The sequence below is a fragment of the Kocuria rosea genome, assembly GCF_006094695.1.
Lineage (GTDB): Bacteria > Actinomycetota > Actinomycetes > Actinomycetales > Micrococcaceae > Kocuria > Kocuria rosea.
In genome coordinates this window covers 3,349,454-3,367,235 of record NZ_CP035103.1, presented here as the reverse complement: position 1 = coordinate 3,367,235, position 17,782 = coordinate 3,349,454, and the positions used below count along the sequence as shown (strand labels likewise).

Sequence of the window (17,782 nt, the reverse complement as noted above, 5' to 3'; positions counted from 1 at the left end):
TCCGGCCCTACCCTAGGCGCTTCAGCAGCTTGTCGGTCGAGATCATGGCGCCGCCCAGCACCGCGGGCAGCCCGCCGCCCGGGTGCACGGAGGCGCCCACCCGCCACAGCCACGGCCGCAGCGGACTCGTGTGGGCCGGGGCGTGGAACGGGCCGCTGCGCCACGCGGGGCGCACGGCGCCGTAGAGCGCCCCTCCTGCCGAGCCGTGCGCGGCGAAGTACGCGGGGTCCAGGATCTCCGCGCTCCGGAAGCGGTCCGTGATCGGCCCGGGCAGCCCGAGCACCCGCGCCGTGCGCTCGAGCTCGCGCGCGACGAACGGGTCCTCGAGGGTGTAGGACTTCCCGTTGGCCGGCGCGGTCAGCAGCAGGGCGAGCGTGGCCGCGCTGTTGGGGTGGCCCGCGTGCGCCGGGTAGTGGTTGGCGAAGGCCATGGTCTGCTCGGGCTCGGTCCCGGCCTCCAGGTCGGCGTAGAGGTCGGCGGGCCGGTCGGGCATGATCACCCCGTGCCGGGGCGTCCCCTCGGGCAGCTCGTGGTCGAGCACGGCGTAGACCGCGATCGCCGAGCAGCTGAGCCGGCGCGGGGCCCGGGGCGCGCGCCCGGCGAGCAGCCCGTCCAGCCGGTGGGCGTCGAGCCCGCTGACGACGGCGTCGGCCGGGTACGCGCCCCGGGCAGTCAGGACGCGCCGGCGGGCGACGGAGGTCACCGGCTCCCCGGTGCGGAGCTCGACCCCGGCGTCCACGGCGAGGCGCCGGAGCGCCTCGACGAGCTCGTAGACCCCGCCCCGGGGGATCCAGACGCCGTCGCGCGCCATGACGGCGGGCATGCTCGCGTAGAGGGCCGGGGTCCGTGCCGGGCCGACACCGGCGTTGAGGGTGTGGATGGCGATGACCTCGCGCAGGCCCTCCGGCATCCAGGTGAGGCTGTCGAGGTAGTCGCGGGTCGTGAGCCGGCGCCCGTACAGCGTCCCGAGCCGGCCCAGCGCGGGATAGGCCGCCCGGTCCAGCACGTCGGTGGTCAGCAGCCGGGTGATGTCCGGGCCGAGCACGCCGTGCTCGGCCTCGAATCGGGTCCAGGCCGCGTGCCAGGGGTGCCCGGGCGGGACGGGCAGCTCGCACCGGGTGCCGCGGTAGTAGTACGTGCCGACCGCGGGCAGGCGCTCCAGCTCCAGCCCGGCGGTCTCCTCGGCCCTCGGCGCTCCGGCTCCCGCGGTGCCGGCGTCCCGCAGCCGGTCCAGGCGGCGGAGGAGCTCCTCCCACACCCCCGGGAAGGTGAAGAGGGACGGTCCGGTGTCCAGGCGCTGCCCCTCGGCCTCGAGCCGGCGGCTCTTGCCGCCGAGGTGGTCGGCGGCCTCGAGGAGGGTGACGCGGTGACCGGCGTGGCCGAGCAGCACGGCCGAGGTCAGCCCCCCGATCCCCCCGCCGACGACGACGACGCGGCTCACGGGTACAGCCCGAAGAACAGCGCCACCGTCAGCTGCACGCCGGCCACGGCGCCGGCGACGTAGGGGAACGCGATCGAGTACCGGTACAGCCGGTGCCCGGTCCCCGGCCTCGGGTCCCGCAGGAGGGAGACCACGAGCCACCCGGCGATGAGCGCGTTGACCGCGGCCACCGGGAGGCTGACCAGCGCGAAGCCCAGCGTGGACACGGCCCACCAGCCGCCGCTCCACAGGGCCGTCCCGCGCGCGCCCAGCCGGACCGCCGTCGTCGTGATGGCCACCGCGCGGTCCTCCTCGATGTCCTGGACGGCGTCGAACGCGTGCTTGGCCACGCTCCAGGCCATCAGGCCGAGGGCCGCGGGCCACACGGGGGCCGCCCCGAGCGCGTGGGCGACGAAGACCAGCGGCAGCGCGTAGGCGGCGTTGCTCAGGGAGTCGAGGTATGCCCGGGCCTTGAAGCGCAGGGGAGGGGCCGAGTAGAACACGAAGACCAGGACGTACAGCGCGATCCAGCCCAGCGCGGCCGGGGGCAGGGTCACGGCGAACCAGACGACGAACGGCACATTGGTGACGAGCACCGCGGTCAGGATCGTGCGCACCTCCTCGGACCGGATGAGGGCTCCCTCGAGCGAGCCCTTGCGGGGGTTGAGGGCGTCGGTGTCCTGGTCGAAGACGTCGTTGACGCCGTAGATCAGCAGGTTGAAGGGGAGGGTGAGCCACAGCAGCAGCGGCAGCGCCTCCCACTGCCAGAGCGAGCCCGCCAGCCACATGCCCACCACGCCGGTGCCCAGGGCGTTGATCCAGAGCACCGGTCGCGAGATGTGCACGATCCGCTGGAGCGCGGGGGCGAATCCGGCCTGGGGCACGGCGGCGGACCTCCTCGGACGTCAGGTGACCCGGGGGTCCGGGTGCACCCCACACTACGTCGGTTCCGGGGCCGGTGCGGCGGCGGGCCCCGGCGGTCCCGGGGTGCTCCGCCGGTCCGTTCGTGCGCCGTCCCGCCGCGGGGCAGACTGTGGGGGTGCGCATGATGCTGCTGACCTCCGGAACCCGCGGCGACGTGGAGCCCTTCGCGGCCCTGGCCCGGCACGCCGCCGCACAGGGCCACCGGGTCCGGCTGGGGGTGCCGGAGAACTCCGGGGTGGACCTGGCCGGGATCGACACCGTCGGCCTGGACGTGGACTTCCACCGGCTGATGGACGCCCCCGGGGCCTCGCCGCGGGCGGCGGTGCACCACGTCCGCGCGGAGGTCCGCCCCGGGATGCGGCGGATGTTCTCCGCGGCGGTGCGCGAGACCCTGGCGTTCGACCCGGACCTGGTTCTGCACCACCCGCTGATCCTCAGCGCGCCGGCCGTGGCCGACGCCCTCGGCGTCCCCCGCGCGCTCGCCGAGTTCGTGCCCGTGGCGACGCCCACCCGGGAGTTCTCCGCACCGGGCGGGCCCACGGTCTCGAAGGACCTCGGGCGGTTCAACCGGGCGACCTACGCGGTGCCCCGCGGCGGCGCCCGGCTGTTCCGCCGGGACGTCGAGCACGCGTGCCGGCAGCTGCCCGGCGGCCGGGCGCCCCGGCACCCCGCACCCTCCCGCGCCACGCTGATGGGGATCAGCCCGCAGCTGCTGCCCCGGCCCGCCGACTGGCCGGCCCGGGTGCACCTGACCGGTGCCTGGCACCCCGGCGCGGCCGCCCCCGCCCCGGACCCGGCGGTGGCCGAGTTCGTCCGGGGCGGGCCGTGCCTGGTGGCGACCTTCGGGTCCATGGCGGCCGGGGACCCGTCCGCGCGGGGGAGGACGGTCGTGGACAGCGCGCGCGCCCACGGGCTGCGGACCCTCCTGGTCACGGGCTGGGGCGGTCTGTCCCTGCCGCCGGACCGCCGCGGCGAGGACGTGCTGGTGGTGCCGGCCGCCCCGCTGGGCACCCTGCTCCCGGACGCCGCGGTGGCGGTCCACCACGGCGGGGCCGGGACCGTGCACGCGGTGGCCCGTGCGGGCGTCCCGTCCGTGGTGGTGCCCTTCCTCGTCGACCAGCCCTTCTGGGGCCGGCAGCTGCACCGGCTCGGCATCGCCGCGGCCCCCATCCCGCGCCGGTCGCTGACGGCGGAGGCCCTGGTCCCCGCCGTGGGCGACGCCCTCGCCCGCCGGGAGCGGGCGCAGCGCGTGGGGCGCGCGGTCCGGGCGGAGCAGGGCCTGGACACCGCCCTCGACGTCCTCACCGGCCTCTGAGCGCGGGCCGCCTCCCGGGGCACGTCCCCGGGATCTCGCGGCCGGGCCGGCGACCCCGGGACGAATCATCAGCGGGGCTGACGGATCAGCATGGGAAAACATCGCTGTTCCGCACGGATGACGCCCCCGATACTGGAGGGACCGGGCGACGCCCCGCCCGCCGCCACCCTCCCGGAGGACTGCACCATGACCGTCGACCTGCTCCCGCCCCGTTCCCCCCGGACCTCCTCGCGCCCGGACGGCGCCGCCGGCCGCGGGTCGGCGGCACCGCTCCTCCGGGGCGGGCGGCACAGCTGGGCCGACGTCGAGCAGGACTGCCCGTACTGCGCGGGTCCCGAGACCGACTGAACGGCGCCCCGCCCAAGGCGTCGTCGGGGCCTCCGACGTAGTGTGGTCGGGAACACCCCGACCGTGAGGAGGTCCGCCGTGGAGCGGCGTCTGCCCCAGTGGTCCGAGCTGCGCCCGCTCCTGCAGTTCGAGCCCCCCGCCCTCGACCGCCGCGCGGCCCGGCTGGCCCGGGCCGCGGACCTCTGGGACCTGCGCCGGATCGCCCGCCGCCGCACCCCGCGCCCGGCCTTCGACTACGCGGACGGCGCCGCCCAGCGCGAGCTGACCCGCCGGCGCTCGCGGGAGGCGTTCGACGCGGTCGAGCTGCTGCCCCGGATCCTGCACGGCATCGCCGCTCCCGACCTGTCCACGCCGATCGCCGGGGCGCGGTCCGCGCTGCCGTTCGGGATCGCCCCGACCGGCTTCACCCGCTTCATGCACGCCGAGGGCGAGATCGGGGGAGTCCGCGCGGCGGAGCGGGCCGGGATCCCCTTCACGCTGTCCACCATGGGGACCCGCTCGCTGGAGGAGGTCGCCGCGGCCGGACCGGACGCCACCCGCTGGTTCCAGCTGTACCTGTGGAAGGACCGGGCCCGGTCCCGGGACCTGCTGGAGCGCGCCGCGGCCCACGGCTACGGCACCCTGCTCGTCACCGTGGACACCCCGGTGGCGGGCCAGCGGCTGCGGGACGTGCGCAACGGCATGGTCATCCCGCCGAGGCTGACGCTGCGGACGGTGGCCGACGCCTCCTACCGGCCCGAGTGGTGGTTCAACTTCCTCACCACGGACTCCCTGAAGTTCGCGTCCCTCTCCAGCACGAGCGCCGACCTGCCCACCATCACGAACTCGATGTTCGACCCGACCCTGTCCTACGCGGACCTCGAGTGGATCCGCTCCGTGTGGCCGGGGAAGCTCTTCGTGAAGGGGGTGCTGACCCGGGACGACGCCCGGCAGTCCCTGGCCGCGGGGGCCGACGGGCTGGTGGTCTCCAACCACGGCGGCCGCCAGCTGGACCGCGCCCCCGCCTCGCTGCACGCGCTGCCCGAGGTGCGGGACGAGGTGGGGGAGGGCGTCGAGCTGATCCTCGACTCCGGGGTGATGAGCGGCGCCGACGTGATCACCGCCCTGTGCGCCGGAGCGGACTTCGTGCTCATCGGCCGGGCCTACCTCTACGGGCTGATGGCCGGCGGGCAGCAGGGCGTGGAGCGGGCGATCGGGCTGCTGGCCGAGGAGGTGCGGATCAGCATGCAGCTGATGGGCGCCGAGACGGTCGCCGACCTGGGCCCGCACCTGCTCGGCGCCCGCCACCACCCCGCCCCCTCCCGCCGGGACACCCCGGCCGACCGGCGCTGAGCCACCGGCCCCCGCACCGAGGAGTCGCGTTCCGCCTCCGCCACCGGCCGAGGGGTCGCGTTCCGCCTCCGCCGCTGCCGAGGGGTCGCGTTCCGCCTCCGCCGCTGCCGAGGGGTCGCGTTCTGTCGACAAGTGACCGCGATACCGGCCGAACGCGACCCGTCGCGATGGGGGTGCGCCGGACGCGACCTCTCGCGGGCGGCGGCGGGCCGGCGGGCCGCTAGAGGTCCGCGAGCACCGACACCGGGTTCTCCACCGCGTCGGCCACCATGCGCAGGAAGCCGCCGGCGGCCCCGCCGTCGCACACCCGGTGGTCGAACGCGAGGGAGAGCTGGGTGACCTTGCGGACGGCCAGCTGCCCGTCGACCACCCACGGGCGGTCGATGATCCGGCCGATCCCGAGGATCGCGACCTCCGGGTGGTTGATGATCGCCGCGGCCCCGTCCGTGCCGAACACCCCGTAGTTGTTGAGGGTGAACGTGGAGCCGGACAGCTCGGCGGGCCCGGCCTTCCCGGAGCGGGCGAGCTCGGTGAGCCGCCGGAGCTCGGCGTCGAGCCCGCGGGCGCTCAGGGTGTGCGCGCCGCGGATGTTCGGCACCACGAGCCCGCGGTCGGTCTGCGCCGCGAAGCCGAGGTTCACGCCGTCGAAGCGCACGATCTCCTGGCTGCCGTCCTCGAGGGTCTCGATCCGCGTGGCGAGCTCGGGGTGGCGGGCCAGGCCGGCGAGCACGAACCGCGCGATCAGCGCCATGAGCCCCGGGGCGGTCGCGGGGTCCTGGGCTTTGAGCTCGGCGCGCAGCTCCACCAGCCTCGTGGCGTCCACGTCCACCCAGACGGTGGCCTCGGGGATCTCGGCGCGGGAACGGGTCATGGCCTGCCCGATGACCTTGCGGATCCCGGAGACCGGGACCCGCTCCGCGACCCCGAGCCCCGTGCGGGCGTCCACGGCGGACGGCGCCGCGGTGGTGGACGGCACCGGGGCGGGGGCCGACGACGTCGGGGCCGTGCTCTCCCGCGCGGCCGGTGCGGCGGGGGCGGCCGCCGCGGTCACCACGTCCCGGCGCAGGATGAGCCCGCCGGGGCCCGAGCCGCGCACGGTGGAGATGTCGACCCCGCGGTCCTTGGCGAGCTTGCGCACGATCGGCGAGACGACCGTGGGCGCCAGGCGCGGGGCCGAGGCCATCGCGTCGTGGGCGGCGCCCGCGGCCTGCGCCGCCTGGGCCGCGGCCTGCTCCGCGGCCCGCGCGGGGGCAGGCTCGGGGACCGGCCGGGCGGCGGAGGCGGCCGGGCCGGTGGCACCGGCCCGCTTCGGCCGGCGCCGGCGTCCGGCCGTGCCGCCGGCGGGCGTGCCGTAGCCGATGAGCACGCTGCCCGATCCTGCGTCGTCGTCGGAGGCCTCGGCGGCCGCCGCGGGGTCCGCCCCGGCGCGCTCCTCCTCCCGGTAGGACTGCCCGCCCTTCGGGCCGCCGCCCTGCGGGGCGGGCGTCCCGGCCCGGTCCGCGGTGTCGACGGAGATCAGCGGCGCGCCGACGTCGAGGGTCTGCCCCGAGGCGCCGTGCAGCTGGTGCACGGTCCCGGCGAAGGGGCAGGGCACCTCCACGGCGGACTTGGCGGTCTCCACCTCGGCGATCGGCTGGTCCACGGCGACGGTGTCGCCCACCTGGACGAGCCAGCTCACGAGCTCGGCCTCGGTCAGTCCCTCGCCGAGATCCGGCAGGGTGAACGTCTTCACGGTCATGGTCAGTCCTCCCACTGCAGGTCGTCCACGGCGTCGAGGATGCGGTCGACGCTCGGCAGGTAGTGCTCCTCGAGCTTGGGCGCCGGGTACGGGATGTCGAACCCGGTCACGCGGCGCACGGGCGCGGCCAGGGAGTGGAAGCAGCGCTCCTGGACGCGGGCCACGATCTCGGCGGCCACGGACGCGAAGCCCGGCGCCTCGGCCACGACCACCACGCGCCCGGTCTTCCGCACCGACGCGGCGACCGTCTCGTCGTCGAACGGGACGATGCTGCGCAGGTCCACGACCTCGAGCGAGCGACCCTCGGCGCCGGCGGCCGCGGCGGCCGCCACGGCGGTCGGCACGGACGGCCCGTAGGCCAGCAGCGTGGCGTCCTCGCCGGCGCGGGCGACGACGGCGCGGCCCTCCCGGCGCTCGGGCGCCCCGTTCTCGTAGCGGTCCCTCAGTTCGGCCAGGTCCACGGGGGCCTTGGACCAGTAGAGCTTCTTGGGCTCGAAGAACACGACGGGGTCGTCCGAGTCGATCGCCTCGCGCAGCATGAGGTAGGCGTCCTCGACCGTGGCGGGGGTGAACACCTTCAGGCCCGGGGTGTGGGCGTAGTAGGCCTCGGAGGAGTCGCAGTGGTGCTCCACGCCGCCGATGCCGCCGGCGTAGGGGATGCGGATGACGATCGGCAGGCGCACGGCGCCGCGGGTGCGGTTGTGCATCTTCGCGATGTGCGAGGCGACCTGCTCGAAGGCCGGGTAGGCGAAGGCGTCGAACTGCATCTCGATGACGGGGCGCATCCGGTTCATCGCCATGCCCACGGCCATGCCGGCGATCCCGGACTCGGCCAGCGGGGTGTCGAAGCACCGGGTGCGGCCGAAGCGCTTCGTCAGCCCGTCGGTGATGCGGAAGACGCCGCCGAGGGTGCCGACGTCCTCGCCGAAGACGACGACGGCGGGGTCGGCGGCCAGCGCGTCGGCCAGGGCGGTGTTGAGCGCCTGGGCGAAGGTGGCGGGCTTGACCGCCGGGGCCTCGCCGGCCGGGGCGGGGGCGTGCAGGGTGCTCACTGTCCGGTCTCCTCTCGGGCGAGCTCGGCGGCCAGGAACTGCTCCTGCTCGGCGAGCTGCGGGGTCTGCTCGGTGTAGACGTGGCGGAACAGCTCGAGCGGGTCGATCTCCACGTCGGCGTTCATGCCGTCGCGCAGGGCCGTGGCGACGTCCTCGGCGGCGGCGGCGATGCGCTGCTCCGCCGCGTCGTCGAGCACGCCCTCGGCGCCGAGGTAGGCGCGCATCCGGGTCACCGGGTCCTTGGCGATCCACTCCTGCACCTCGGCGTCGTCCCGGTAGCGGGTGGCGTCGTCGGCGTTGGTGTGCGCCTGCATGCGGTAGGTGTGCGCCTCCACGAGGAGGGGCTCGGACTCGGAGCGGGCCAGGTCCACGGCGCGCCGCAGGGTGGCGAGCAGCGCCACGAGGTCGTTGCCGTCCACGCGCTCGCCGGCCATGCCGTAGCCGACCGCCTTGTGGGCGAGGCTCGGGGCCGCGGACTGCTGGGACAGGGGCACGGAGATCGCGTAGCCGTTGTTCTGCACGAAGAACACGACCGGCAGCTTGAACACGGCCGCGAAGTTCAGGGCCTCGTGGAAGTCGCCCTCGCTGGTGGCGCCGTCCCCGCACATCGCCAGGACCACGGTGTCCTCGCCGCGCAGCTTGGCGGCGTGGGCCACGCCCACCGCGTGCAGCAGCTGGGTGGTGAGCGGGGTCGACTGGATGCCCACGTGGTGCTCGTGCGGGTCGTAGCCGCTGTGCCACTCACCGCGGAAGATCGCCATGACCTGCATCGGGTCCACGCCCTTGGTCATGACCGCCACGGTGTCCCGGTAGGTGGGGAACAGCCAGTCGCCCTCCTCGAGGCACAGGGCGGCCGCCACCTGGCAGGCCTCCTGGCCGTGGCTGGACGGGTAGACGGCCATCCTGCCCTGGCGGACCAGCGCGGAGTTCTGGTCGTTGACCCGCCGCCCGACCACCAGCTTCTCGTAGGCGCCCAGCAGGACGTCCGGGGCCGGCAGCGGGTACTCGTGGCCGGGGCCGGTGCCCTGCTCCTCGGGGGCGAGCAGCCGCCCGCTCGGGTCGACCATGCGGATCTCACCGCGGGCCGGGAGCATGTACTGCTCCGGTGTGATGCCGAAGCTCTGGGAGGCCCGGAGGATCGGGTCCTCGGGGGTCTCGACGGTCTGGCTCATGGTGTCCCCTCGGTCGGTCCCCGGTGCGGCCGCGGTCCGGGGAGGGCAGGAAGGTGGTGCGGCTCTGTCTCCCCAGTATGGGAACCGGGCATGGTTCGTATCCACAGAGTGGGGAAAATGCAGAAGTCTGAGACGGACAGTGCACCGCGCGTGGACGAAATGTTCTAGTGTGGCGTGGAGCACACGCATTCGTCCGACACGTTCCGGGCCCCGCGCCCGACCCGCCCCGAAGGAGCCCGCCGTGCCCTCGACCCCCGTGCCGCTGGACGAGACCGACCGGAAGATCCTCGCGGAGCTGTCCCGGGACGCGAGGCAGTCCGTGACGGCGATCGCCGCGGCCGTGCACGTCTCCCGCGCCCACGCCTACGCCCGGATCAACCGGCTCCGGGACGAGGGGGTGATCCTGCGCTTCAGCACCGTGATCGACCCGGTCCGGGCGGGCCTGCAGGCCTCCGCGTACGTGACGCTCAAGCTCCAGCAGAACACCTGGCGGGAGCTGTGCGCCCAGCTCCAGGCGATCCCCGCCGTGCACCACATCGCCCTGGTGGGCGGGAACTTCGACGTCATGCTCCTCGTGCGGGCCGTGGACACCGTGCACCTGCGGCAGGTGATCTTCGAGCACGTCCAGCAGCTGCCCGGCGTGGTGGACACCCAGACGTTCCTGATCTTCGAGGACATCGACACCCGGGCCTGACGCGCCGGCCCCGCGCCGGGCCCGGCGCGCACGGCCGGCGTCACGAACCGTCACGGTCGTCATCTTCCGACGCGGAGGGACACCCACTACCTCTGCGCATAGTGTTGTTCCAGCTTCACGAGACGTGACCGCCAAGCTCCGACTTGGTCACGCACCAACCCCATGCTCATTGGGTGGTTCGGATGAGGAAGCGGCCTGCATCTTCCGCGGCGTGCCCACCGGGCCCGCGCGGATGACCGGTGCGGGTAAGAGCAAGGCACAGGAGCAGCGCCATGTCCATCCCCGTGACCGACCACGACCTCGCGACCCGGCAGATCCACGCCGGCACCCACGACCAGGTCGTCCAGCGCACCCTGACGGTGCCGATCTACCAGACCGCGGCCTTCGAGTTCCCGGACTACGAGGCGGCCCGGCAGATGTTCGCCCAGACCCGGCCGGGCTTCACCTACACGCGCACCGGCAACCCCACGGTGGCCGTGCTCGAGCAGCGGATCAGCGACCTCGAGGGCGGCGCGGGCGCCGTGGCGACCGGTTCTGGCCAGTCCGCCGTGGCCGTGGCGCTGCTGGCCCTGCTCGGCCAGGGCGCCGGGAAGCACCTCGTGGCCTCCGAGAAGCTCTACGGGGGCACGGTGGACCTGCTCACCGACTCCTTCGCGGACTACGGCATCGAGGTCTCCTTCGTGGACCCCACCGCCCCGGGGGCGTGGGCCGCGGCCGTGCGCCCCGACACCCGCGCGTTCCTGCTCGAGTCCATCGGCAACCCGCTGGCCACCCTCCCGGACCTGCCCGGGATCGCCGACGTCGCCCGGGCCGCCGGGGTGCCCGTCGTCGTCGACAACACCCTCGCGTCCCCGGCCCTGTACCGGCCGCTGGAGAAGGGCGCGGACATCGTGGTGCACTCGGCCACCAAGTTCCTGGGCGGGCACGGCAACGCGCTCGCCGGGGCGGTCGTGGACGGCGGGACCTTCGACTGGTCCGCCCGGCCGGACAAGTGGCCGCAGTTCACCCAGGCCCGCGCCCGCTGGGGCGGACTCAGCCTCGTCGACAAGTGCGCCGCCGCCAGCCCCTACCTGCACCTGGTCCGGGCGAAGTACGTGCACGACCTCGGCACCACGCTCTCCCCGTTCAATGCCAGCCAGATCCTGCAGGGCACCGAGACCCTCGACCTGCGCGTGGCCCGCCACACGGCCTCGGCGCTGGCGGTGGCCGAGTTCCTGGCCGGGCACCCCGCCGTCGCCCGCGTCCACCACCCCGGCGTGCCCGGGGACCCCGGCGCCGGGATCGCGGCCCGGGACTTCCCGCGCGGGACCGGCTCCGTGTTCTCCTTCGACCTCGCCGCCCCGGACGGCGCCGTGGGCCCGTTCATCGACGCGCTCCGGCTGTTCAAGCTGGTCGCCAACATCGGGGACACCCGCAGCCTCGTGGCCCACCCGGCGGCCATGACGCACTGCCGCCTGACCCCCGAGCAGCGCCGGGCCGGCGGGATCGCCGAGACCACGATCCGGCTCTCGATCGGCCTCGAGTCCCCCCAGGACCTCGTGGCCGACCTCGGCCAGGCCCTCGACACCGTCGTCACCGCCGTCCAGACCACCCGGAAGTGAGCCCCGCCATGACGTCCCCCACCGAGACCCGCACCCGCCACCGGGGCTTCACGACCACCGCCGTCCACGCCGGCCAGGAGCCCGACCCGCTGACCGGGGCGGTCATCCCGCCGATCTACCAGACCTCCACGTTCGCCCAGGACGGGATCAACGTGCTGCGCGCCGGGCACGAGTACAGCCGCGGCTCCAACCCCACCCGCAGCGGCTTCGAGGAGCAGCTCGCGGCCCTGGAGCGCGGCGAGCGGGGGTTCGCGTTCGCCTCGGGGATCGCGGCAGAGGACGCCCTGCTGCGCGCCGTGCTGCGCCCGGGCGACCACATCGTGCTCGGCGCCGACGGCTACGGCGGCACCAACCGGCTGATCACCCGGGTCCTCGCCCCGTGGGACATCGGGCACACGCCCGTGGAGATCACGGACCTCGACGCCGTCCGGGCGGCCGTGCGCCCCGGCGCCACGAAGGTGCTGTGGCTCGAGACGCCGTCCAACCCGCTGCTCGGCATCGCCGACGTGGCGGCGTGGGCGCAGCTGGCCCGGGACGCCGGGGCGCTGCTCGTCGTCGACAACACCTTCGCGTCCCCGTACCTGCAGACCCCCCTCGAGCTCGGCGCGCACGCCGTGGTGCACTCCACCACGAAGTACATCGGGGGGCACTCGGACGTGCTCGGCGGCGCCGTGGTCGTGGGCGCGGCCCAGTGGCGCGGGGCCCCGCTCGCCGAGGCGGTCGGCTTCCAGCAGTTCGCCGCCGGCGCCGTGGCGGGCCCCCAGGACAGCTACCTGGCCGCCCGCGGGCTCAAGACCCTGAGCCTGCGGATGGAGCGCCACCAGGACAACGCGCAGCGGATCGCCGAGTGGCTCCTGGAGCGCCCCGAGGTCGCGCAGGTGCTCTACCCCGGGCTGCCCGGGCACCCCGGCCACGCGCTCGCCGCCGCGCAGATGCGCGGGTTCGGCGGCATGGTCTCCTTCCGGCTGACCGGCGGGGAGGCCGCGGCCCGGGCGGTGGCGGAGGGCACCCGGCTGTACTCGCTGTCGGTGAGCCTGGGCGGGGTGGAGTCCCTGGTCTGCTACCCCTCGGAGATGACGCACGCCTCCGTGAAGGGCACCGCGCTGGCCGTGCCCGTGGACCTGGTGCGGCTCTCGGTGGGCATCGAGGACGTCGAGGACCAGCTGGAGGACCTCGAGCGCGCGCTCACCGCCTGACCGGTCCTTTCCGCCCGGTCGGCTGCGCCGCCGGCGCCGCCGGTTCCGCCGGGTCAGCGGGCGGCGCCCGGTCCGCCCCCTGGGTCCGGCCTGACGGATGCGTCCGGCTCCGGCCAGGCCGGAGCCGGATCCTCCCGGCCGAGGAGCAGCCGGCGGACCAGGTGCACGAGCATGGCAGTGAACACCATCGCCCAGGCGCTCAGGGCCACCCACAGCCAGACGGCCCCGACCAGACCCACGATCGGCAGGTCGTCCGCGCGGCCCAGATAGATGCTGGCCACGGCGTACATCCCCAGCGGGAAGACCACACTCCACAGCGAGGACTCGTAGCGCAGCGGCACCCGGTGCACGCGGTGGCGCCACCACCCGGCCGCCACCAGGGCCGGGATCAACCAGGTGGCGAACGCCCAGAAGACCAGGCCCAGACCCGCCACGAGCCCGCGGACCACGGCGACCATCGGGGTGTCGGACATCTCCACGATCCGGGAGGCCGCCAGCACGGTGATGGCGCACGCGCCCATCGCCACCCAGTACGGCGGGGTCAGGTCGACCGGCCGCAGCGGATAGAGCATCATGCGCAGCGTCACGAGCACGCCCGCCGCGGCGTAGAGGAACAGCCCCACGGACCAGCCGGCGACCGCGACGACGGAGAGCACGTGCCGCCAGGCGTCGCTGCCCACCACCGGGTCCAGGGCCGCGGCGGCCACGGCCACGGACTGGCTGGCCACCACCCAGATGAACCAGGTCCCGTTGGCGGTGCTGACCACGGGGCGGGTGCGCCGGGAGAGCACCGCGCTCCACGGGACCACGTAGCCGAGGCCCAGCCACACCGCCCCCGCGAGTCCTAGGAGCGCGGCCGTGGCCCCGTGCCAGCCCGTCGTCGCGAGCCGGGACGCCAGCACGTTCGTGCCGGCCACGAAGGTGAAGAAGCCGAACGCGCGGCGAGGGTCGAGGAACTCCACGACGAACTCTCGCCGGAAGACGGCGAACCGCCAGACGGTGAGCAGGCACAGCGCCGCCCAGCTGCCCGCGCACACCGCGAGCAGGGCCGTGGACAGCGCGGCGAAGCCCTGCATCTGCAGGCCCACCGAGAGGATGCCGCTGGCCATGACGAGGGCGAAGTAACCGGGCGCCAGGCCGCGGACGCCGCCGAGGACACGTTGTCGGAGCGATTCGGCCACCTGCCCAGGCTACCGGGGCCCCGCCCGCGGCCCCGCCCCGTGCGGCTGCCGGGACGGTACTGCCCCGGCGGAACTAGCCTTGGACGCATGAGCACCGGCACCCGGAACGACGACATCAGCGCATCGCTCGAGCTCCCCGGGCCCGTGGTGAGCACCCACTGGCTGGCCGAGCACCTCCAGGACCCCCGGCTGGTGCTCGTGGACGCGAGCTCCACGCTCAACCGGACCGACGAGGCCCTCCCCGGGGCGGTGCTCCTGGACCTGGACGGGGCCTTCTCGGACCCGTCCTCGGACCTGCCGCACACGGCGCCCCCGGCGGAGCAGCTGAGCGCGGCGGCCCGGGCGCTCGGCATCTCGCACTCGAGCACGGTGGTGGCCTACGACGCCAAGGGCGTCTTCGCGTCCGCCCGCGTCTGGTGGCTGCTCCGGACCGCGGGCTTCGACCGGGTCGCCGTCCTCGACGGCGGCCTCCCGGCGTGGGCCGCGGAGGGCCGGCCCACGGGGGCGCACGCCGCGCCGCCGGCCGAGCCCGGCGACGTGGAGCTCGTGCCCCGTCCGGGCGGCTTCGTCGGGGCGGAGGACGTCGCCCGCGCCCTGGCCGACCCGGACGCCACCGTCCTGGACGCCCGCTCCGCCGGCCGGTTCGCGGGCACCGAGCCCGAGCCGCGGCCGGGCCTGCGCCCCGGGCACATGCCGGGGGCGGTCAACCTGCCCTACACCGACCTGCAGGACGGGCAGGGGCGGCTGCTGCCGCTGCCGCAGCTGCGGGAGCGGATCGCGGCGGCCGCGCCCGAGGGGCGGCGGATCGTCACCAGCTGCGGCTCGGGCCTCACGGCGTGCGTCCTGGCGCTCGGCGCCCACCTCGCCGGCCGCGAGGACGTGACGGTCTACGACGGCTCCTGGAGCGAGTGGGGCCGCCCCGGTCCCCGGCCCGTGGCGGGCCCCGAGGGGCTCAGCCGCGGGCCGGGGTCTCCCCGGCAGGACTGATCCGCGCCGCGGCCTCGTCGGCCTGGGCTGCCTGGTCCGACTGTCCCGGGGCGCCGGGGGCTGGGTCGTCCAGCGCGGCGGCGGTGGCGAGGATGTTGCGGGCCATGGACGGGAAGATGAAGCCGTGGAAGGGCCACACGCCCCACCAGTAGAGCCGGCCCGGCAGGCCCCGGGGGAAGAAGATGGCCCGCTGCGTGTACCGGCTGCCCTCGCCCTCGGGCTCCACGGACAGCTCGAGCCACGCCCGGCCGGGGGCGCGCATCTCGGCGTGCAGGAGCAGCTTGTGCCCCTCCTCCATGGCCTCGACGCGCCACCAGTCCACGTACTCGCCCACCTGCAGGTCCGTGGCGTCGCGGCGGCCGCGGTTCAGGCCGGCCCCGCCCACGAGCTTGTCCATGACGCCGCGGACCTGCCACGCCAGGGGCAGCGAGTACCAGCCGTTGCGCCCGCCGATGGACTCGACGACCCGCCACACCTGCTCGGGCCGCGCCGGGCCCGTGCGGCTGCGCTCGTCCACGAACACGGTGCGCCCCGCCCAGTCCGGGTCCGAGGGCAGCGGGTCCGCGGCCGCCTCGGAGGAGCTGTAGTGGACGTCCCACGTGGTCTCCACGGAGTTGTCCTCGATCTTCTTCAGCGCGAGCGCCACGGCGCGGCGGTAGCCGGCCAGCCCCTCGGGGGGCGGCGGGATGTGGTCGTCGATGTCGTGCTCGCCCGACACGGCGTCGTGCTGCAGCGACTGCACGAGCGGCACGGCCAGGCCCAGGGGGATCGGGGTGACCATGCCCACCCAGAACCCGGACAGCCGGGGCGCGGGGAGGGGGAAGTGGAAGACCACCCGCCGGCGCAGCCCGGCCACCCGGGCGTAGCGGCGCATGGCGTCCGCGTAGGTCATGACGTCGCGGGAGCCGATGTCGAAGGTGCGGTTGAGGCCCTCCGGCAGGTCCATGGCGTGGATCAGGTAGTACAGCACGTCACGGACGGCGATGGGCTCGATGCTGTTGGTCACCCAGGACGGCGCCGGCATGATCGGGAGGGTGTCGCCGAGGTGGCGGATCATCTCGAAGGACGCCGAGCCGGAGCCGATGACCACGCCGGCCTGGAAGACCACCGCCGGGACCGAGCTCGCGAGCAGGATCTCGCCCACCCGGACCCGGGAGCGCATGTGCTGGGACAGCTCCACGCCCTGGGGGTGCAGCCCCGAGAGGTAGACGATGCGCCGCACCCCGGCCCGCTCCGCGGCCCGGGCCACGGTCCGGGCCATCTCGGCCTCCTCCTCCTCGAACTCCCGGGAGCCGCCCATGGAGTGCACCAGGTAGTAGAGGGTGTGCACGTCCTGGCACGCGGCGGTCATCCCGTCGAGGTCGTTGAGGTCCGTCTCGGCGACCTCCACCCGGTCCCGCCACGGCACGGCGCGCAGCTTGCCGGGGGACCGGACGGCGACGCGCACGGTGTGCCCGGCCTCCAGCATCCTGGGCGCCAGGCGCCCTCCGATGTAACCGGTGGCACCGGTGATGAGGACGCGCTGGGGAGAGCTCATGGCCTGCCTTTCGTGCGGGTCCCGCGAGCCTACCAACGCCGCCCGACAGGAGCCCGGCCCGGTCCCGGCACGCGGAACGGCCGCGTGCCGGAGCATCGCGGCCGTTCGGTCCGTCGTCGTGCGGGGACGGATCAGGGCAGGGCCAGGCGGAACACCTTCGCCCACGCGGAGGCGACCTGCTTCGGCAGGGGCCCGGTGGTGTAGGGCAGCTCGTAGCGCTCGCAGATCTCGCGCACCTTGACGGCGACCTCGGCGTAGCGGTTCGAGGGCAGGTCCGGGAACAGGTGGTGCTCGATCTGGAAGGACAGGTTGCCGGTCATGAGGTGCATCAGCCTCGACCCGGAGATGTTGGCCGAGCCGATCATCTGCCGCACGTACCAGTCGCCGCGGGTCTCGCCCTCGATCTGCTCCTCGGTGAACGTGTCCGCCCCGGCGGGGAAGTGGCCGCAGAAGATCACGGCGTGCGCCCAGACGTTGCGGACGGCGTTGGCGGTCAGGGTCGCGGTCAGGGCCTGCTTCCCGGAGCCGGCCAGGGCCGCGGCGGCGGGGGTGGCCACGTAGTCCTTCGCGGCCTGCTTCAGGAACTTCGCCCCGAGGGCCTTCAGGCTGCGCCGGAGCTCCGACTTCGGCTTGCGGCCCTCGCGGTACTCGTCGAGCTCGAGGTCGTAGATGGCGATCCCCCACTCGAAGACCGGGGCGAGCAGCGCGTTGTACACCGGGTTGCCGAGGTTCCAGGGCTTCCACTCCTGGTCCTCGTCCATGCGCAGAATGGTGTACCCGACGTCCCGGTCCTTGCCGACCACGTTGGTCCAGGTGTGGTGCAGGTCGTTGTGGGTGTGCTGCCACGCCCGGGACGGGGTCACGAAGTCCCACTCCCAGGTGGTGGAGTGGATGTCGGGATCGCGCATCCAGTCCCACTGCCCGTGCAGCACGTTGTGCCCGATCTCCATGTTCTCCAGGATCTTGGCGACGGTCAGCATGCCGGTGCCGGCGAACCAGGCGGGCTTGTGCTTGGCGAACAGCAGCGTGGCGCGCCCGGCCAGCTCGAGGGAGCGCTGCGTGGCGATGACGCGGCGGATGTAGGCCGCGTCCTTCGCCCCGCGGGTGGCGATCACGGACTCGCGGAGGGCGTCGAGCTCGCGGCCCAGCTCCTCGACCTGCTCGTCGGAGAGGTGCGCGGCGGCGGAGGGCTTGGCCGACTCGGTGGGGCGGCCCGAGTCGAGCAGGAAGGGGGTGACGATCGTCATGGTGTCGGTCCTTTCGGAACGGGGTCGGGGAACGAGTG

Annotated in this window: 15 protein-coding genes and 1 riboswitch; of the genes, 7 read left to right on the top strand and 8 right to left on the bottom strand. The window is 74.7% G+C overall.

Going from position 1 to position 17,782, the window contains the following annotated elements; genetic code table 11:
• Window positions 1-7 precede the first annotated feature (7 nt).
• Entirely contained in the window at window positions 8-1,441 is a 1,434-nt protein-coding gene (locus EQG70_RS15365; RefSeq protein WP_109243072.1) for a phytoene desaturase family protein, read from the bottom strand.
• Window positions 1,438-2,304 carry a UbiA family prenyltransferase gene (locus tag EQG70_RS15360; protein WP_017834834.1) on the bottom strand — a complete coding sequence of 289 codons (867 nt, stop codon included), beginning with the start codon at window positions 2,302-2,304 and terminating at the stop codon, window positions 1,438-1,440. The genes EQG70_RS15365 and EQG70_RS15360 overlap by 4 nt, the downstream gene beginning before the upstream one ends.
• A gap of 161 nt (window positions 2,305-2,465) precedes the next feature.
• On the opposite strand from EQG70_RS15360, the gene EQG70_RS15355 reads away from it, so the two are divergent.
• From EQG70_RS15355 to EQG70_RS15350, 3 genes are all read left to right on the top strand, one after another.
• Window positions 2,466-3,659 carry a glycosyltransferase gene (locus EQG70_RS15355; RefSeq protein ID WP_109221301.1) on the top strand — a complete coding sequence of 398 codons (1,194 nt, stop codon included), beginning with the start codon at window positions 2,466-2,468 and terminating at the stop codon, window positions 3,657-3,659.
• 186 nt (window positions 3,660-3,845) lie between these two features.
• The gene (locus EQG70_RS18205; protein WP_167508920.1) at window positions 3,846-4,007 is read left to right on the top strand and encodes a hypothetical protein; all 162 of its coding nucleotides are present in this window, start codon (window positions 3,846-3,848) and stop codon (window positions 4,005-4,007) included.
• A gap of 78 nt (window positions 4,008-4,085) precedes the next feature.
• Entirely contained in the window at window positions 4,086-5,339 is a 1,254-nt protein-coding gene (locus tag EQG70_RS15350) for an alpha-hydroxy acid oxidase (RefSeq protein ID WP_109268279.1), read from the top strand.
• A 220-nt stretch (window positions 5,340-5,559) separates the two neighbouring features.
• On the opposite strand, the gene EQG70_RS15345 is transcribed toward EQG70_RS15350, so the two are convergent.
• The 3 genes from EQG70_RS15345 to EQG70_RS15335 are packed head-to-tail and all read right to left on the bottom strand — an operon-like array spanning window position 5,560 to window position 9,301.
• Window positions 5,560-7,077, bottom strand: coding sequence for a dihydrolipoamide acetyltransferase family protein (locus EQG70_RS15345; RefSeq protein ID WP_109268278.1), 1,518 nt, complete (start codon window positions 7,075-7,077; stop codon window positions 5,560-5,562).
• A gap of 2 nt (window positions 7,078-7,079) precedes the next feature.
• Window positions 7,080-8,129 carry an alpha-ketoacid dehydrogenase subunit beta gene (locus tag EQG70_RS15340; protein ID WP_109268277.1) on the bottom strand — a complete coding sequence of 350 codons (1,050 nt, stop codon included), beginning with the start codon at window positions 8,127-8,129 and terminating at the stop codon, window positions 7,080-7,082.
• Entirely contained in the window at window positions 8,126-9,301 is a 1,176-nt protein-coding gene (locus tag EQG70_RS15335; protein ID WP_017834840.1) for a thiamine pyrophosphate-dependent enzyme, read from the bottom strand. The genes EQG70_RS15340 and EQG70_RS15335 overlap by 4 nt, the downstream gene beginning before the upstream one ends.
• 241 nt (window positions 9,302-9,542) lie before the next feature.
• Here EQG70_RS15335 and EQG70_RS15330 point away from each other — a divergent pair, with 241 nt between their 5' ends.
• From EQG70_RS15330 to EQG70_RS15320, 3 genes are all read left to right on the top strand, one after another.
• Complete coding sequence (locus EQG70_RS15330) at window positions 9,543-9,995, top strand: Lrp/AsnC family transcriptional regulator (RefSeq protein WP_017834841.1); 453 nt, start codon at window positions 9,543-9,545, stop codon at window positions 9,993-9,995.
• A 113-nt stretch (window positions 9,996-10,108) separates the two neighbouring features.
• Window positions 10,109-10,230, top strand: a riboswitch (SAM riboswitch).
• A gap of 37 nt (window positions 10,231-10,267) precedes the next feature.
• Window positions 10,268-11,596: an O-acetylhomoserine aminocarboxypropyltransferase/cysteine synthase family protein gene (locus EQG70_RS15325; RefSeq protein WP_109268275.1), complete on the top strand. Its 1,329-nt coding sequence runs from the start codon at window positions 10,268-10,270 to the stop codon at window positions 11,594-11,596.
• 8 nt (window positions 11,597-11,604) lie between these two features.
• A complete protein-coding gene (locus tag EQG70_RS15320) occupies window positions 11,605-12,792 on the top strand; it encodes a cystathionine gamma-synthase (RefSeq protein WP_109268274.1) in 1,188 nt (395 codons plus the stop codon).
• 53 nt (window positions 12,793-12,845) lie between these two features.
• Here EQG70_RS15320 and EQG70_RS15315 read toward each other — a convergent pair whose 3' ends face one another.
• Entirely contained in the window at window positions 12,846-13,973 is a 1,128-nt protein-coding gene (locus EQG70_RS15315; RefSeq protein WP_232035199.1) for a tellurite resistance/C4-dicarboxylate transporter family protein, read from the bottom strand.
• A gap of 87 nt (window positions 13,974-14,060) precedes the next feature.
• On the opposite strand from EQG70_RS15315, the gene EQG70_RS15310 reads away from it, so the two are divergent.
• Window positions 14,061-14,960: a sulfurtransferase gene (locus tag EQG70_RS15310; RefSeq protein ID WP_109268273.1), complete on the top strand. Its 900-nt coding sequence runs from the start codon at window positions 14,061-14,063 to the stop codon at window positions 14,958-14,960.
• Here EQG70_RS15310 and EQG70_RS15305 read toward each other — a convergent pair.
• Together EQG70_RS15305 and EQG70_RS15300 are read right to left on the bottom strand one after the other, a co-directional pair.
• Window positions 14,926-16,497: an SDR family oxidoreductase gene (locus EQG70_RS15305; protein ID WP_109268272.1), complete on the bottom strand. Its 1,572-nt coding sequence runs from the start codon at window positions 16,495-16,497 to the stop codon at window positions 14,926-14,928. The genes EQG70_RS15310 and EQG70_RS15305 overlap by 35 nt on opposite strands.
• A gap of 131 nt (window positions 16,498-16,628) precedes the next feature.
• Window positions 16,629-17,744, bottom strand: a complete 1,116-nt coding sequence (locus tag EQG70_RS15300) for a fatty acid desaturase family protein (RefSeq protein ID WP_017834847.1) — start codon at window positions 17,742-17,744, stop codon at window positions 16,629-16,631.
• Between the last annotated feature and the right edge of the window lie 38 nt (window positions 17,745-17,782).

Bases quoted from the DNA above. Each gene is read 5' to 3' on its own strand.
- EQG70_RS15300 (WP_017834847.1), bottom strand. From the start codon at position 17,744: ATGACGATCGTCACCCCCTTCCTGCTCGACTCGGGCCGCCCCACCGAG.
- EQG70_RS15335 (WP_017834840.1), bottom strand. From the start codon at position 9,301: ATGAGCCAGACCGTCGAGACCCCCGAGGACCCGATCCTCCGGGCCTCC.
- EQG70_RS15345 (WP_109268278.1), bottom strand. From the start codon at position 7,077: ATGACCGTGAAGACGTTCACCCTGCCGGATCTCGGCGAGGGACTGACC.
- EQG70_RS15305 (WP_109268272.1), bottom strand. From the start codon at position 16,497: ATGAGCTCTCCCCAGCGCGTCCTCATCACCGGTGCCACCGGTTACATC.
- EQG70_RS15310 (WP_109268273.1), top strand. From the start codon at position 14,061: ATGAGCACCGGCACCCGGAACGACGACATCAGCGCATCGCTCGAGCTC.
- EQG70_RS15325 (WP_109268275.1), top strand. From the start codon at position 10,268: ATGTCCATCCCCGTGACCGACCACGACCTCGCGACCCGGCAGATCCAC.
- EQG70_RS15320 (WP_109268274.1), top strand. From the start codon at position 11,605: ATGACGTCCCCCACCGAGACCCGCACCCGCCACCGGGGCTTCACGACC.
- EQG70_RS15355 (WP_109221301.1), top strand. From the start codon at position 2,466: ATGATGCTGCTGACCTCCGGAACCCGCGGCGACGTGGAGCCCTTCGCG.
- EQG70_RS18205 (WP_167508920.1), top strand. From the start codon at position 3,846: ATGACCGTCGACCTGCTCCCGCCCCGTTCCCCCCGGACCTCCTCGCGC.